The sequence below is a fragment of the Corynebacterium epidermidicanis genome, from assembly GCF_001021025.1.
Classification (GTDB): Bacteria; Actinomycetota; Actinomycetes; order Mycobacteriales; family Mycobacteriaceae; genus Corynebacterium; species Corynebacterium epidermidicanis.
This window is the reverse complement of sequence record NZ_CP011541.1, coordinates 1,501,913-1,515,678: the sequence shown is the minus strand read 5'-3', so window position 1 is coordinate 1,515,678 and position 13,766 is coordinate 1,501,913. Positions and strand designations below refer to the sequence as shown.

Genomic DNA, 13,766 nt, shown 5'->3' with positions numbered 1-13,766 from the left:
CCAGCCGATCAGCTACCCCTGTTGAGCGGAGTGGGCTGCCTCACCGAGCTGTGAGGTAAAAGCCCAGGCATCTTCCACAATCGTGCGCAAGTCGGTACGCTGCGGTTGCCAGCCGAGTTCCGTTTTTGCCTTTTCCGAGGAAGCGATGAGTGTAGCTGGATCGCCAGCGCGCCGGGGCGCCACCTCGGCAGGAATCGGGTGACCGGTGACCTCTCGGCACATGTCGATGACTTCACGCACCGAGAAACCGTCACCTGAACCCAAGTTGAAAATGCGGTGGTTGCCTGGCTGGTTTGACTCCATCGCAAGCACATGGGCATCTGCGAGATCTCGGATGTGGATATAGTCGCGGACAGCAGTTCCGTCGGCTGTCGGCCAGTCGTCCCCGAAAATGTAGATCTTGTCGCGATGCCCCATCGCAACCTGCAAAACCAATGGAATCAAGTGAGTTTCCACCTCGCGGTTTTCCCCCACTGAGCCGTAGGCGCCAGCGACATTGAAATAACGAAGGCTGGTGGCGCCGATGCCATAAGCGTTGGCATATGAGGTAATGGCATGGTCGATGGCTAGTTTCGTGGCGCCATATGGGTTGGTTGGTGCGGTGGGCATGTCCTCAGTAATCGGAACCTGTGCGGGTTCACCGTAGGTTGCAGCTGTGGAAGAAAATACCAAATTCTGAACCCCGTTCGCTCGCATCGCATCGAGCAGCTCGAGAGTGGTGACAAAGTTGTGATGCCAGTATTCATCTGGCTTCTCTACTGATTCTCCCACCAGGGAACGCGCTGCAAAATGCAGGACAGCGTCAAATTTTCCAGCGGCAAGCGTGTCTTCGATGAGATCGTAGACATCGCCTTCGATAAGGGTAGCGCCTGGAGCGAGTGCGTCCCGGTTACCGGTGGAAAAATCATCGATGACTGTAACCTCGTGGCCTTGTTCCACCAGCACGTGTGTACACACGCTGCCAACATAACCTGCGCCACCGGTAACCAAAACCTTCATGAATATTCCTTTACTTGAAACAAAAAGACGAAACTACTTCTTGATGGGGGCAATCCGCACCGCGTGGGCAAGATCTTCTGGGATGGAGACGCACTTTTCGCCACACAATAGGAGCGTGTGTCCCTGGTTGGCCGAAACCGTGATCGTGCTACCCAAGCGAACTCCGGCGTCGCGAAGAGCGCAGACTAAGTCCTCATCAACCTGGATGATCTCGTTGATCTGGGTGACCACACCGGTGATTTCTTGCCCGGCCGGCAAATCGACGAGTCGACTGCCAAAATCAGCCTCGGGCTTCTCGACGCCTAGTTCATTCAGCCCAGGAATTGGGTTGCCAAACGGGGAGGTTTGAAAATTATCGAGTACGTCGACGAGCCGCTTTTCAACCTCATCACTCATCACGTGCTCCCAGCGACAAGCTTCCGCGTGGACCTTGGAGATATCAAGGCCAATGACATCCGTGAGCAGGCGTTCTGCCAAACGGTGCTTGCGCATGACAGCAATCGCCAGGGTTCTTCCGGTGGGAGTCATCTTGAGGCTGCGATCACCTGCGACAGTTACGAGACCATCTCGTTCCATGCGGGCAACGGTTTGGCTGACCGTCGGGCCGGATTGTTCTAGACGTTCCGCGATGCGTGCACGCAGTGGGGTAATGCCTTCTTCTTCAAGCTCATAGATGGTACGAAGGTACATCTCGGTGGTATCGACTAGGTCCTTCACGAACGCGCAGCCCTTTCAATAAAATGAAAAATCTTTAACCAACCCTATAAATGGGGTGGTGCAATGCACTTCAGTTTAGCGCACCTACGGAAAACCTCAGGGGCAACGGCGCTACACTCGGCCCACAACAAACGCGATGTGGCGCTGAGAAAATTCAATCAGCGCCACATAAAAATGAGTGAGTTCTCGGGGAGATTTAGAGAGCGTATTCACGGAGTTTGTCGGCGCGTTCGCCGTCGCGAAGCTTTGCCATTACTTCGCGCTCAATCTGGCGTACCCGCTCGCGAGAAAGGCCGAATTTGCGGCCGATCTGATCCAAGGTGCGGGGGACGCCGTCGTCGAGGCCGTAACGCAGCCGAATGACGTCTTGTTCACGCTGCTCCAGAGTGTCGAGCACGTAGGTGATGTCGCTATGCCGAAGGGATGCAACAACAGCGGTCTCGGCATCAGTTGCTTCGGAGTCTTCGATGAAATCCCCCAACGGGGCTTCTTCGTCCGCGCCGACGGGCATATCCAAGCTCACTGGGTCGCGGGATTGGCGCAACAACATCTCAATCTTGGACTCATCAATGCCAGACTCGTCCGCGAGCTCTTCGTTAGTAGCCTCACGGCCAAGGTGTTGGTACAGCTCGCGCTTGATGCGAGAAAGCTTATTGACCTGTTCCACTAGGTGGACTGGGAGGCGGATCGTACGCGACTGGTCGGCCATGCCTCGGGTAATCGCTTGACGAATCCACCATGTGGCATACGTAGAGAACTTAAAGCCCTTGGAATAATCAAACTTCTCCATGGCACGAATCAGGCCCAGGTTGCCCTCTTGGATGAGGTCCAATAGCGGCATCCCGCGTCCGGTGTAGCGCTTGGCCAGCGATACCACCAAGCGGAGGTTTGCTTCTAGGAGGTGGGAACGGGCTTTCTTGCCCTCCTTGACCAGTACCTTTAGGTCCCGCTTCTTGGCGCGAGTCAACGTCTCCGGCTCATTTTCTAACAGGTACTCGGCATACAGCCCGACCTCGATGGTCTGGGCGAGACGCACCTCATCCTCGGCCGTCAGCAGGGCAGTCTTACCGATGCCGTTCAAGTAAACACGGACCAGGTCCGCTGCAGGATTATCGTTGGTATGGCCACGACGACTGCCGCGGTCAACTTCCTCTCCGTCAAAATCTAAAGCGGACGGTTGAGTCATGGTTGCCTCCTGCTCGTCGTTGGTCTTAATCTGCCTAACGGCGCACCGTGCCCAATAGTTCCCCAACACCCCAATCACATGCTTGAAATGTGAATAAAAACGCATCTAGCTGGGGAAATCTTCAGATGTTAAGCTTCGACGAGTACCGTAAACGGGCCCATGTTCACACTCGAGACCTCCATCATCGCGCCAAATTGACCCTGCTCCACGGTGATTCCCAGTTCACGCAGTCCAACAGCAATCTTCTCGATCACAGGCTGGGCGACATCGCCAGGCGCCGCATCAGACCACGACGGCCGGCGCCCCTTCGCAGTCCGGCCAAGCAAAGTGAACTGACTGACGAGAAGGACCGGTGCGCCGACTTCCAGGACGGAACGTTCACCTTCGAGAATGCGCAGCTCAGAAATCTTGCGCACCATGACTTCCCAAGCTTCCGGCGCGTCATCACGGCCAACACCGACGAGAGCCAAAATGCCACCGGTTTCGGGACAGGAAATCTCGCCGACCGTTTCGCCCGCGACGGTAACCTTAGCGGAACTAACCCGAGTCAAAACAGCCTTCATTTCGCTCCTCTCACATTTTTCCGGCACTAGTCAGCAATCAATTCAGCGGGCAAAACGAGGCCGTGTCGAATCAAGTCGACCATGATACCGATCATTTCCACTAACACCTCATCACTATCGAAACCGTGGGCTTGACAGTACAATTCAACGATTTCTGCCAGCGACAGCCCATTTGGGTGCAAACCTTTGAGCATGGCAAGAACGTGCTCATCGATATCATGGCTGAACCGAGGACCATCAAGACGAACAATGCGTTTGGCCGCCGGCACTACTCCCTGGCCGGTGCTTTCGTCGGCCACCGAAACTTCCTCTACCGCAACGCCAGGGCGCAATTGGTAAGTAGCAAGCGCAAACGACACCTGAGTCTGCTCGCGTAACCACCCTGCCCGCAGAAAATATTCCGCTACTTCGTCGCCAAGCGGATCAGTAAACTGCTGCGAAAGCTCCTCAACCACAATGTCGGATGGTTCGTCGTCAGCTAGGCGCTGGATCGCCACAAAGCCAAAACCAATTCCCGAGACCTTATGCGTGGCAAAGTGATCCAGCCACAAGGTCGTGCGTTCCTGACCCGCAGGGGAGCGCGGATCTACAGACTCGTCACTCAGCCAGGTGCTCACGTAGAGCTCTGGATCCGCGACATCGCGTTGCAAGACCCACGCGCACACGCCGTTATCTGGCAGCCACGACGCTATACGCTGCTGCCAGCGGGCGCCGTCCTCATGGATCCACGCGGCGAGCAAATGGGCAGTGCCGCCCTCCGTTAGATAATCTGCGACCTGCGAGACCATTAATTCGCTTGCGCCGTCCAAATTAAAGCCCGAGTCTCGATAGACATGGCCTACCTCCGGCAACCCGACCACAAACGGCGGGTTAGCAACAATCCGGTCAAACTTCATCCCCGCGACCGGTTCAAACCAGGATCCTTGAACCAACTCAACATCGACTAACCCAGCGCCAAGCACCGTCGCCTCCGCGAAATCCAGCGCCCGCCGGTGAATGTCGGTACCTGTTAGGTGTGCGGCGTAGGGTGCCTGGGCCAGCAGTTGCACCCCCGAGCCAGTACCCACATCCAATAAAGAATCCACAGAAGAACGTGGCACACTATCCAACAACGAAAGCGAAGCCGCCCCGACGCCCAACACATGCTCCGCGCCAGCCACCTTTTGCACCATCGAGGCGTCTTTATCCGAGAACACCCAATGATCAGCGCCTGCGATGACATGCGGGATGATATCGCAGGTGATTCGAACCTCAGCCGCATTGGCAGAACCCGGGCACAACGTTGCAACCACTGACTCGCCGAGAATGTCAGCCAGCGTGGCCCGCGAGACGGCATCACCAAGAATGAATACACGGATGAGAACCCCCAAAGCCGAGTCTTCAGGGGCCTGCCGACGCACCGCGGCGGGCTCGCCACGACGCCACGCAGCAGTGGCCTGCGGACCCAACAGCTCAGACACACCGGCTACCGTGAAATTTTCGCGCCGGAAAACTGCAACCAACTGCCTGGAAATTTCGGGAAGTTTCGCAGGCAACAGGGAAGAACTCATAGCAAAGGCATCCTTACACACAAATTTGGGGCTCACGCAGGCTTAGCAAGAAAGCTTAGTCATCATGATCAATAATCCGAGGATCTTTTGCTGGAAGCAATGCGGCAGAAGAATCGTTGCCTACCGCCTCCTGCTGCTGCCGGGCAACTTGGCGCGCTGCCTGAGGCTTATATGTTTGTTGCGTGCGTCGATCCTTTGCCTCACCGTGCCCATTAGCGATCACCACGGCAATCCAGGGCATAGGGATCGACACCACAAATAACAGCACGGACAGCCACACCAAGTGCAGCCACATGTATGTTCCCGCGGAAGCTAGAAGAAACGGGATACGTGTGCTCTGCAAGAAGTAGTACACACGCTTGCGATGCTCGAGGTCATCGAGCGGTGAACGCTTGGCGTCCGTGATGAGAGCGGGCGAAGGGCGTCGTAAAGCCCGGCCAAAACGACCAGAGCCGCGCCGGGTGCCACCCGCCCCAGACTGGGGATTTGGGATGTCCTGCGCTTCGGTCATGACTTAAGCCTAATCCTGGTGTGTCATTGGTTGGCGTTATGGGGCATGATAGATCGGGTGAGTACGTCAACGAAGACCATCGAAAGGCCAAAGGTTCAGGAAAACCTGGACACGAGCAACGACACACCGAAGTTCTTTCACTACGTCAAAAAAGACCAGATCATTGACTCAGCCGTCAACGGTCGTGTGGTGGTTGCCCTCTGCGGAGAGACCTTCCCCGTGACTAAGCAAGCCAAGCCAGGCTCGCCGGTATGCCCTGATTGCGAGCGGATTTACCGAGGCTTGCGCAAAAAGTGAGTGACAACCTTCGCGCCTGGCAGCGTGCAGCACTAACCAAATACCTCACCGAAAAGCCGCAAGACTTCTTGGCGGTTGCTACGCCTGGTGCTGGTAAGACGACTTTTGCGCTGCGAGTTGCTACGGAATTGACGGGTAATCGTACCGTTGACCGGGTGATTGTGGTCGTGCCTACTGAGCATCTCAAAGTGCAGTGGGCCGAATCAGCTGCCCGGGTGGGGCTGTCCCTCGACCACGAGTTTTCTAACTCCAGCGGGGTAGTGCACCCGAAATACCACGGGATTGTGGTGACCTACGCTCAGGTCGCGATGCATCCTTACAAGCATTATTCCATTGCTACGGCCAAACGAACCCTGGTGATCCTTGACGAGATTCACCATGGTGGCGATGCCAAGAGCTGGGGCGATGGCATTCGTACTGCCTACTGTGACGCGGAGCGTCGACTTGCCCTGACAGGAACTCCGTTCCGCTCTGACGATGCCGCGATCCCGTTCGTCCGCTATGACGAGGACGGGGAGGGACACCTCGTTTCGCAATCCGACCATACCTATGGGTACTCGGATGCCTTACGTGACGGCGTGGTGCGCCCAGTGGTCTTCCTCGCGTACAGTGGCGAGGCGCGTTGGCGTACGTCGGCTGGAGAGGAGTTCGCGGCGCGTCTCGGTGAACCCCTGAACGCGGAACAAACCACGCGCGCCTGGCAGACTGCACTCGACCCCCGCGGTGAGTGGATTCCTGCAGTGCTCCAAGCAGCACACATCCGTCTGCGCCAGCTGCGGGAGTCGATTCCTGATGCCGGTGGGCTAGTGATAGCTACGAACAAGACCACCGCCAGGGCCTATGCCAAAATCCTCGAAAGCCTGTCTTCCACCCCGGTGGCGGTTATTCTCTCCGATGAACCCGGTGCCTCCGAACGCATCGCTGAGTTTTCTGCCTCTGCTGACGAGTGGATGGTCGCGGTGCGTATGGTCTCCGAAGGTGTGGACGTTCCCAGGCTCGCAGTCGGGGTATACGCTACTTCGTCGTCAACGCCGCTGTTCTTTGCACAGGCCATTGGCCGATTCGTACGTAAACGGGCGGAAGGGGAGACCGCATCGGTCTTCCTCCCATCGGTGCCCGTGCTGCTGGACTTGGCTGCCAAGCTAGAAACCTCCCGCGACCATGTGCTCGGCAAGCCGGACCGACCGAAGGAAGGCTGGGACGACGAACTTCTTGCCGACGCCAACAAACGCAAGGATGAGAAGGACGAATTAAAGACCTTCGAATCCCTGGGGGCCGAAGCTGAGCTCGATTCCCTCATTTACGACGGTTCCACCTATGGCACGGGTGCGTTTACGGGTTCCGCCGAGGAGGCGGATTACCTAGGATTGCCAGGATTACTTGATGCCGAGCAAATGCGTGCCCTGCTGCGTCAACGCCAAGCGGAGCAAGTGGAAGCACGAGCTGAAGAAGACCGCAAGCGGAAAGAAGCCGAAGAACAGGCACGACAATCTGCTGGTAATCAACAAGCGACAGCCCGGGTGGCCAGCCAGGAAATTCCCCAATTACGTAAGGAACTCAACGCGCTGGTCTCCATCATGGCATCGCGCACCGGGCGTCCTCACGGTGCCATTCACACCGAGGCACGCAAGGCCTGTGGCGGACCACCGACCGCTATGTGTACCGCGGAGCAATTGCGCGACCGCATTGCTTATCTGCGTCAGTGGTAGCGGCCGCGAGGGGACGGCCTCGCGAGTGCGTTACAACGCCTTTTCGCAACGATCGTTAGTATAGGGGAGGTTATAGAAAATGGATTCTGAATTGGCCGCCATTTTCCCGAAATCATTCCCGAAAGTGTTTCCACCCACAACCAGACCTGCGCTTTAAGGAGTTGCTGCATTCCTATGCATCCGCACGTCTCGAGCCCACACGCTCCAAGCCCTACAACTGCCACAGGTTCACGCACCGCTGTCGACGGCGCCCGGCTCATCGCTCCCGATGCTGCCCGAGGATTGACATTGTTAGGAATCGCGGGAGCTAACGTCACCACGGCATGGGTTCAGGCACCCGATGCCCCACTGGCTTGGCTACTGGGTGGAGTCTATGAAAACAGCCTCTGGGACAAGATCGCGGTCATTTTTGCCTGCATTTTCTTCCACGTTCGTGGCCTGCCAATGTTTTCTACACTGTTGGGGTTTGGTATAGGACTGATCGCTGCCAGCTTGTATCGTCGCCACTATCCACTAGCTCAAGCCCGGAGGGTGATCGTCAAACGCTATGGCTGGTTGGCGGTCTTCGGGCTCATACATACTGTGTTCATCTTCTATGGCGACATCATGCTTTTCTACGGTTTGGCGGGGATGCTGCTGGCCACGATGATCACAATGTCTGACAAACTGCTCCTAATACTCGCAGGAGTGATGTTTGCAGCGAACACGCTCATGTATCTCGGAATTGCTGGGTTGACGCTGTTCGCCGGAAACCTTGGTACTGCAGAGGCAGTTGGACTAGAAAGCAACACTCTTACAGGCCCGATCAAAAACTATCTCGATCAGCTCACTGAGGGCGCGGTGTTAGCAGCGATGTCTCCGATGCTTTTCGTGGCTGAGGGACTCATGCTACTGCCCTTGATGCTCGTTGGCATGGTCGCAGCTCGGCGTGGGGTATTCAAAAACCCCGCTGCTTTTCGACGCCATCTGCTCCTCGCCATGTGGATTGCCGTAGCGGTTATGCTGGGTATCGGCTTGCCAACTGGGCTGGCAATGGTGGGCGTTTTGCCTACCGCTCTTGCCATGCCGCTCTTCATGGTGAACAACGCTCTTGGCGTGCTCACCGGCCCAGGCATTATCGCTGCGATCATCTTGGCAACAATGCCGGCGCAGCGCCGAGCTGCAGCCGGCCAGCGCCCTGGGGTGTTGCTGCGAATGGTCTTGGCTTTGGGAAAACGATCTATGACCGGATACCTGCTCCAATCGGTGTTCTTCGGGATTTTGGTAGCACCGTGGGGATTGGGGCTATCTCAAGGCCAGGGTGCAGCGGAATCGACGTTGATGGCAGTGGTCGTTTGGGTGCTCACACTGGTGTGTTGTGGCGCGCTGGAACTTGCGAACAAACCAGGCCCATTTGAATGGGCCCACCGTCGGCTTTCCTATGGCAAAACTGGACTAGCCACAGACTATCGGGCTTCGCACCCGGTGGGCATCCAAGGCGGGAACCAGCCGCAAGATAGCTAGTCGCAACAAAGTTTGACCCCTAACCTGCATTGGTTAGGGGTCAAACTCATTAATCGAGGTAGTCGCGCAATACCTGGGAACGCGAAGGGTGGCGCAGCTTCGACATTGTCTTCGACTCGATCTGGCGAATGCGCTCACGGGTGACACCGTAGACTTGGCCGATCTCGTCTAAAGTGCGCGGCATGCCGTCGGTAAGCCCGAAGCGGAGCTTCACCACGCCGGCCTCGCGCTCGGACAGCGTTTGCAGCACATCTTGGAGCTGGTCCTGGAGGAGAGTGAAGGAGACCGCGTCCACAGCGACCACGGCTTCGGAGTCTTCGATGAAGTCACCGAGCTGGGAGTCGCCTTCGTCGCCGATGGTCTGGTCCAGAGAGATTGGCTCCCGGGCGTATTGCTGGATTTCCAAGACCTTTTCCTCGGTGATGTCCATTTCCTTCGCGAGCTCCTGTGGCGTCGGCTCGCGACCAAGATCCTGCAGCAGTTCGCGCTGGATGCGACCAAGCTTGTTGATCACTTCCACCATGTGGACCGGAATACGGATAGTGCGGGCTTGGTCGGCCATCGCACGAGTAATCGCCTGCCGGATCCACCAGGTGGCATAGGTAGAGAACTTGTAACCCTTGGTGTAGTCGAACTTCTCCACGGCGCGAATCAGACCGAGGTTACCTTCCTGGATCAGGTCCAGGAAGGCCATGCCACGTCCGGTGTAGCGCTTGGCCAGAGAAACCACCAGGCGCAAGTTTGCTTCCAGAAGGTGGTTCTTGGCCTTGCGGCCGTCGCGAGCAATTGCGCGCAGGTCACGCTTGACAGCGGGGGTGAGCTTCGCGTCCTTGTCTCCGGCGGCGAATGCTTCCTCAAGCTCTTCCATCTTGTGGGTGGCGTATAGGCCGGCCTCGATACGCTTGGCAAGGGAGACCTCCTGCTCAGCATTCAGCAGCGCGACCTTACCGATCTGCTTGAGGTACGCGCGGACGGAGTCGGCGGAAGCGGAAAGCTCGGCGTCCTTGCGGGCTTGGCGCAGCGCTGCGGATTCGTCTTCGTCCCATACGGAGGAACCGTCGTCTTCTTCATCGTCGTCGGTTTCGGCGAGGCCATCTTCGTCATCAGTGACATCGCCGTCGAGTTCGTCTTCGTCGAGCTCGTCGTCTTCATCGATGCCGAGTGGGAAGTCCGTGTCAAGGTCGTCATGCTCGGCGCTGAATTCGTCATCGAGTCCATCATCGACGGACTCCGCGATCTCATCCTCTGGGAGCTCGGACTGCGCAGCAACTGCACCAGCAGACGCCTTTTTGGCGGTCTTCTTGGCGGTCTTCTTGGCGGCCTTCTTCGCAGCTTTCTTAGCGGTCTTCTTGGCTACCTTCTTCGCGGTCTTCTTGGCAGCCCGCTTGATAGGAGTTTCGGTGGCGGAGTCGTCGGAGGACGCAGCTGGTTCCGCAGCCACTGCGCTGAGATCGGCAGCAACAGGTACTGCGGTGTCTGGCGTGGTGCTCACGCCAGTGTCTGCAGCGGACTTAGCTACCCGAGGGCTTGCCTTGCGGACAGCTTTCTTAGCTACCTTTTTGACTGCGGTCTTCTTCACAGTCTTAGTCTCGACGGCACCTTCAGGTTGTGCCTGATCAGGAGAGTCAGTGGCTGCCACGTACGCCCTTTCACCTTGCTTGTTCGTGTATCCGTGCTACTCGCGTCGACGAGCGGCGTGCTTCTCGACGCGTGGGCTGATTGCATTGGGCAATCAGCTGCGCAAAGTAGCCAGAGGTAGAAATCAAGCGCGTCCGATGTCATCACCCGAATTGTCATCTGTATGTGTGCATCATCGTGATGCGTTGGGGATTATCGGACGCTCACCTGAAGTCAACGGTCAACACGCCAGTATAGCTAAAACTTTCCAGAAGCAAGATTTCGCCCTGGTTTTTTGGAGAGAAATTTGTCACACTTCACTAGTCGGGTTAAGGGCGAAGCTGTTTTGCCACTGCCATCGCCGCCCCGACGATCCCGGCATTGTTGCGCAGTTGAGCTGGGATAACTGGGGTAGAGACCGTGAGTAACGGAACCCATTTCTCGTGCTTTCGGGAAATGCCGCCACCCACAATGAATGCAGTTGGCCGGAAAAGGCGTTCGTACTCGTGGAGGACCTTGTCCACCCGCTTAGCCCACTGCGCGTAGCTCAGGCCCTTGTTGTCCTTGATCGCGGCGCTGGCACGGTGTTCTGCCTCTTTGCCATCCACCAAGAGATGACCAATTTCGGTGTTGGGGAAGAGCTCGCCCTCCAGCAGAAAAGCCGAGCCGATTCCGGTACCGAAGGTCAGTAGGATACAGGCACCACTGCGAGCTTCGGTGACTCCGAAAGTTGCCTCCGCTAAGCCGGCGGCGTCGGCATCGTTTAGAACGGTGAGGTCCCGTGCGGGCAGTGCCGAACTAAACAGTTCATGAACATCAAGATCGACCCAGGCTGGATCAATATTCGCAGCGGTGAGGGCCCGTTGAGCGAGCACGACGGAGGGCAGGGTGATGCCCACTGGTCCTTCCCATTCGGCAAGCGAGACAAGTTGCGCAACGGTGGCCGCCACAGCGTCTGGGGTAGCGGGTTGGGGAGTCGGTATCCTGATCCGCTCAGTTGCCAACTCGCCGGTGTCCAGGTCAACTACCGCACCCTTGATGCCGGATCCGCCGATGTCGATGCCGAAGCCAAGTGAAGTCATGCTGCTCATCTTAAATGCTGAAGCGCATTGGCTGCTCGTCAGCAAATGAATCGGGGCACAATAGGGGTATGACTAACTATGAGGAATTGAAGGACATTGCGGTGGAGATCGCGGTACTTACCGCGACAGAAATTGCGCGCAAGCGGGCCGAATTGGGCGACGTGCGAGCCTATACCCAAACCAAGAGTTCTCCAGTTGACCCCGTGACAGTCGTAGACACCTTTGCTGAGGAACTCATTTCCGGCGAGCTCGAACGCCTTCGACCGGCCGATGGGCTCATCGGCGAGGAAGGCAGTTCGCGTGTTGCTACCTCCGAGGTGACCTGGATTGTCGACCCCATCGACGGCACGGTGAATTTCCTCTACGGTTTGCCGCAATATGCGGTCTCGATCGCAGCGGCGGTCGATGGGCAGGTCGTAGCCGGCGCGGTTATCAACGTGGCCACGGGTGAATTGTTCAGCGCTGCGGCCGGTCGGGGCGCAACCCGCAGGCTCAATGGAGTGGAAACGGTGCTGCAGGCGTCCCAGGAGACCCAGGTCCGGCAGTCTTTGGTTGCTACCGGCTTCGGTTACAGCGCCACGCGTCGACAAGCCCAAAGTGCATTGGTTGCTCGGTTGCTGCCACAAATCCGCGACATTAGGCGCCTGGGCAGTGCTGCGCTGGATCTTTGCATGGTCGCTGCCGGCGAAGTCGATGCGCATTTTGAACACGGGCTTAATGCCTGGGACTTCGCGGCGGGCGCGCTCATCGCCGCCGAGGCGGGGGCTAAAGTGCGTACGCCCAGCTTGTCGACGCCCGGAGATGCCGGCGAGATCATGTTGGTCACTGCCCCTGGGATTTGGGACGAATTTCACGGCGTGTTGGATGAAATTGGTGCCTGCAACCCGGTTGCTCGCTAGTCGTTCTACCTGGGGTTTTGCCTAAATTTTCTGCTCCGGGTGTGCCACGGGTGGAAAATTTGCGTGTCGGAATGTGACAACGACGCAATTGTGGCCTAATATCCGCGTCGATATGTTCCACAAAAGTGGCCGCGCAGCGGTTGCTTTGAACCCACTAATCTCGTTTAAGGAACCCCAGGCATGGCCACTGATTACGATGCCCCACGACGTCGCGTAGAAGACGAACTGGAAACCGACTCGCTGGAAGGTTTGAAGGCCGCCGAGCACACCGTCAGCGACATGGACGATGACGGCGATATCGTCGAGCCGTTTGACTTGCCAGCGCTCGACCTCTCTGGCGAAGAACTCAACGTCACTGTCGTTCCGCGACGCGAAGATGAATTCACCTGCGGAAGCTGCTTCCTGGTACAGCGTCGCAACCGAATCTCGCACGAGGAACCAGACGGCACCCTCATCTGCCTCGACTGCGCATAGCCACATAACGCCGAAGGTGCCCTCAGAAAATTTCTGTTTTTGAGGGCGCCTTCGGCACATTTGTATGTCTTTACGCAATTATCTAGAGAACAACTCCGGCACGAACGCAGCCAAAACCGCTTCAGGATCCTTGGTCGACACCAACCAATAGGGGGTTGGGTCTTCTGGATCGTCCAGCACGATCATCGCCATTTGCTTCATCCAGCTTTTCGACGCCACGAAGGCTGCCGGATCAAGCTGTCTACCCATTGCATTGCGCTTGGCGCTTTCTGGAACTGCCAAAACTTTCTCAACCACGGTATTAGGCAATTGAGCGGTACCCACCCGCAACCAACGCGTCCCATCTGGATCAACCTCGACAGTCAGTCGTGTAGTTGACAGTTGCCACAACCCCCAAAGGGCGAACACCGAGAAGAGAACCAGGGGTGCTACAAACCACGCCATGGAACGGTTCATCCCCAGCTGCGTTGCCGTGAGAATAGCCGCGATAATGGCGAGCCCCCACCAATACCACGGAACCCATTGGCGTTCGGCATAGAGCACCTGAGCATTGTTTCCCTGATTTTTTGCAGATGAGCCAGTCACAAGAGCTAACTCTACTTCACTGGCCACAGGCCCTGACACTGAGAGGTTGACCAGAGGCGGGAGACGCCCAGATT

General features: G+C 57.2%; 14 protein-coding genes. 5 read left to right on the top strand and 9 right to left on the bottom strand.

Features of this window, described 5'->3' with window-relative positions:
• Window positions 1-12: 12 nt before the first annotated feature.
• The 6 genes from galE to CEPID_RS07050 form a co-directional block, all read right to left on the bottom strand.
• Window positions 13-999, bottom strand: a complete 987-nt coding sequence (gene galE / locus CEPID_RS07075; protein ID WP_047240370.1) for a UDP-glucose 4-epimerase GalE — start codon at window positions 997-999, stop codon at window positions 13-15.
• A 33-nt stretch (window positions 1,000-1,032) separates the two neighbouring features.
• A complete protein-coding gene (locus tag CEPID_RS07070; RefSeq protein ID WP_047240369.1) occupies window positions 1,033-1,716 on the bottom strand; it encodes a metal-dependent transcriptional regulator in 684 nt (227 codons plus the stop codon).
• A 196-nt stretch (window positions 1,717-1,912) separates the two neighbouring features.
• A complete protein-coding gene (locus tag CEPID_RS07065) occupies window positions 1,913-2,902 on the bottom strand; it encodes a sigma-70 family RNA polymerase sigma factor (protein ID WP_047240368.1) in 990 nt (329 codons plus the stop codon).
• Between the two features lie 128 nt (window positions 2,903-3,030).
• Complete coding sequence (gene dtd, locus CEPID_RS07060) at window positions 3,031-3,465, bottom strand: D-aminoacyl-tRNA deacylase (protein ID WP_047240367.1); 435 nt, start codon at window positions 3,463-3,465, stop codon at window positions 3,031-3,033.
• 26 nt (window positions 3,466-3,491) lie between these two features.
• Window positions 3,492-5,015: a DUF7782 domain-containing protein gene (locus CEPID_RS07055; RefSeq protein ID WP_047240366.1), complete on the bottom strand. Its 1,524-nt coding sequence runs from the start codon at window positions 5,013-5,015 to the stop codon at window positions 3,492-3,494.
• 55 nt (window positions 5,016-5,070) lie between these two features.
• A complete protein-coding gene (locus CEPID_RS07050; protein ID WP_047240365.1) occupies window positions 5,071-5,526 on the bottom strand; it encodes a DUF3099 domain-containing protein in 456 nt (151 codons plus the stop codon).
• Between the two features lie 57 nt (window positions 5,527-5,583).
• Here CEPID_RS07050 and CEPID_RS07045 point away from each other — a divergent pair, with 57 nt between their 5' ends.
• The 3 genes from CEPID_RS07045 (at window position 5,584) to CEPID_RS07035 (ending at window position 9,035) form a co-directional block, all read left to right on the top strand.
• On the top strand, window positions 5,584-5,823 hold the full coding sequence (locus CEPID_RS07045; RefSeq protein ID WP_144413477.1) for a DUF3039 domain-containing protein: 240 nt from the start codon (window positions 5,584-5,586) through the stop codon (window positions 5,821-5,823).
• Complete coding sequence (locus tag CEPID_RS07040) at window positions 5,820-7,532, top strand: DEAD/DEAH box helicase (RefSeq protein ID WP_047240363.1); 1,713 nt, start codon at window positions 5,820-5,822, stop codon at window positions 7,530-7,532. The genes CEPID_RS07045 and CEPID_RS07040 overlap by 4 nt, the downstream gene beginning before the upstream one ends.
• 174 nt (window positions 7,533-7,706) lie before the next feature.
• Entirely contained in the window at window positions 7,707-9,035 is a 1,329-nt protein-coding gene (locus CEPID_RS07035; protein ID WP_052843430.1) for a DUF418 domain-containing protein, read from the top strand.
• 49 nt (window positions 9,036-9,084) lie between these two features.
• Here CEPID_RS07035 and CEPID_RS07030 read toward each other — a convergent pair whose 3' ends face one another.
• Both CEPID_RS07030 and ppgK read right to left on the bottom strand, forming a co-directional pair.
• Window positions 9,085-10,674 (bottom strand): RNA polymerase sigma factor, encoded by a 1,590-nt coding sequence (locus CEPID_RS07030; RefSeq protein ID WP_047240362.1) that lies wholly within the window; start codon window positions 10,672-10,674, stop codon window positions 9,085-9,087.
• Window positions 10,675-10,981: 307 nt separating this feature from the next.
• Window positions 10,982-11,734, bottom strand: a complete 753-nt coding sequence (gene ppgK, locus CEPID_RS07025) for a polyphosphate--glucose phosphotransferase (protein ID WP_047240361.1) — start codon at window positions 11,732-11,734, stop codon at window positions 10,982-10,984.
• Between the two features lie 68 nt (window positions 11,735-11,802).
• Here ppgK and CEPID_RS07020 point away from each other — a divergent pair, with 68 nt between their 5' ends.
• A complete protein-coding gene (locus CEPID_RS07020) occupies window positions 11,803-12,633 on the top strand; it encodes an inositol monophosphatase family protein (RefSeq protein WP_047240360.1) in 831 nt (276 codons plus the stop codon).
• 180 nt (window positions 12,634-12,813) lie between these two features.
• Window positions 12,814-13,107 carry a DUF4193 domain-containing protein gene (locus tag CEPID_RS07015; RefSeq protein ID WP_047240359.1) on the top strand — a complete coding sequence of 98 codons (294 nt, stop codon included), beginning with the start codon at window positions 12,814-12,816 and terminating at the stop codon, window positions 13,105-13,107.
• Window positions 13,108-13,185: 78 nt separating this feature from the next.
• Here CEPID_RS07015 and CEPID_RS07010 read toward each other — a convergent pair whose 3' ends face one another.
• Window positions 13,186-13,719, bottom strand: a complete 534-nt coding sequence (locus tag CEPID_RS07010) for a DUF3093 domain-containing protein (protein WP_052843426.1) — start codon at window positions 13,717-13,719, stop codon at window positions 13,186-13,188.
• Between the last annotated feature and the right edge of the window lie 47 nt (window positions 13,720-13,766).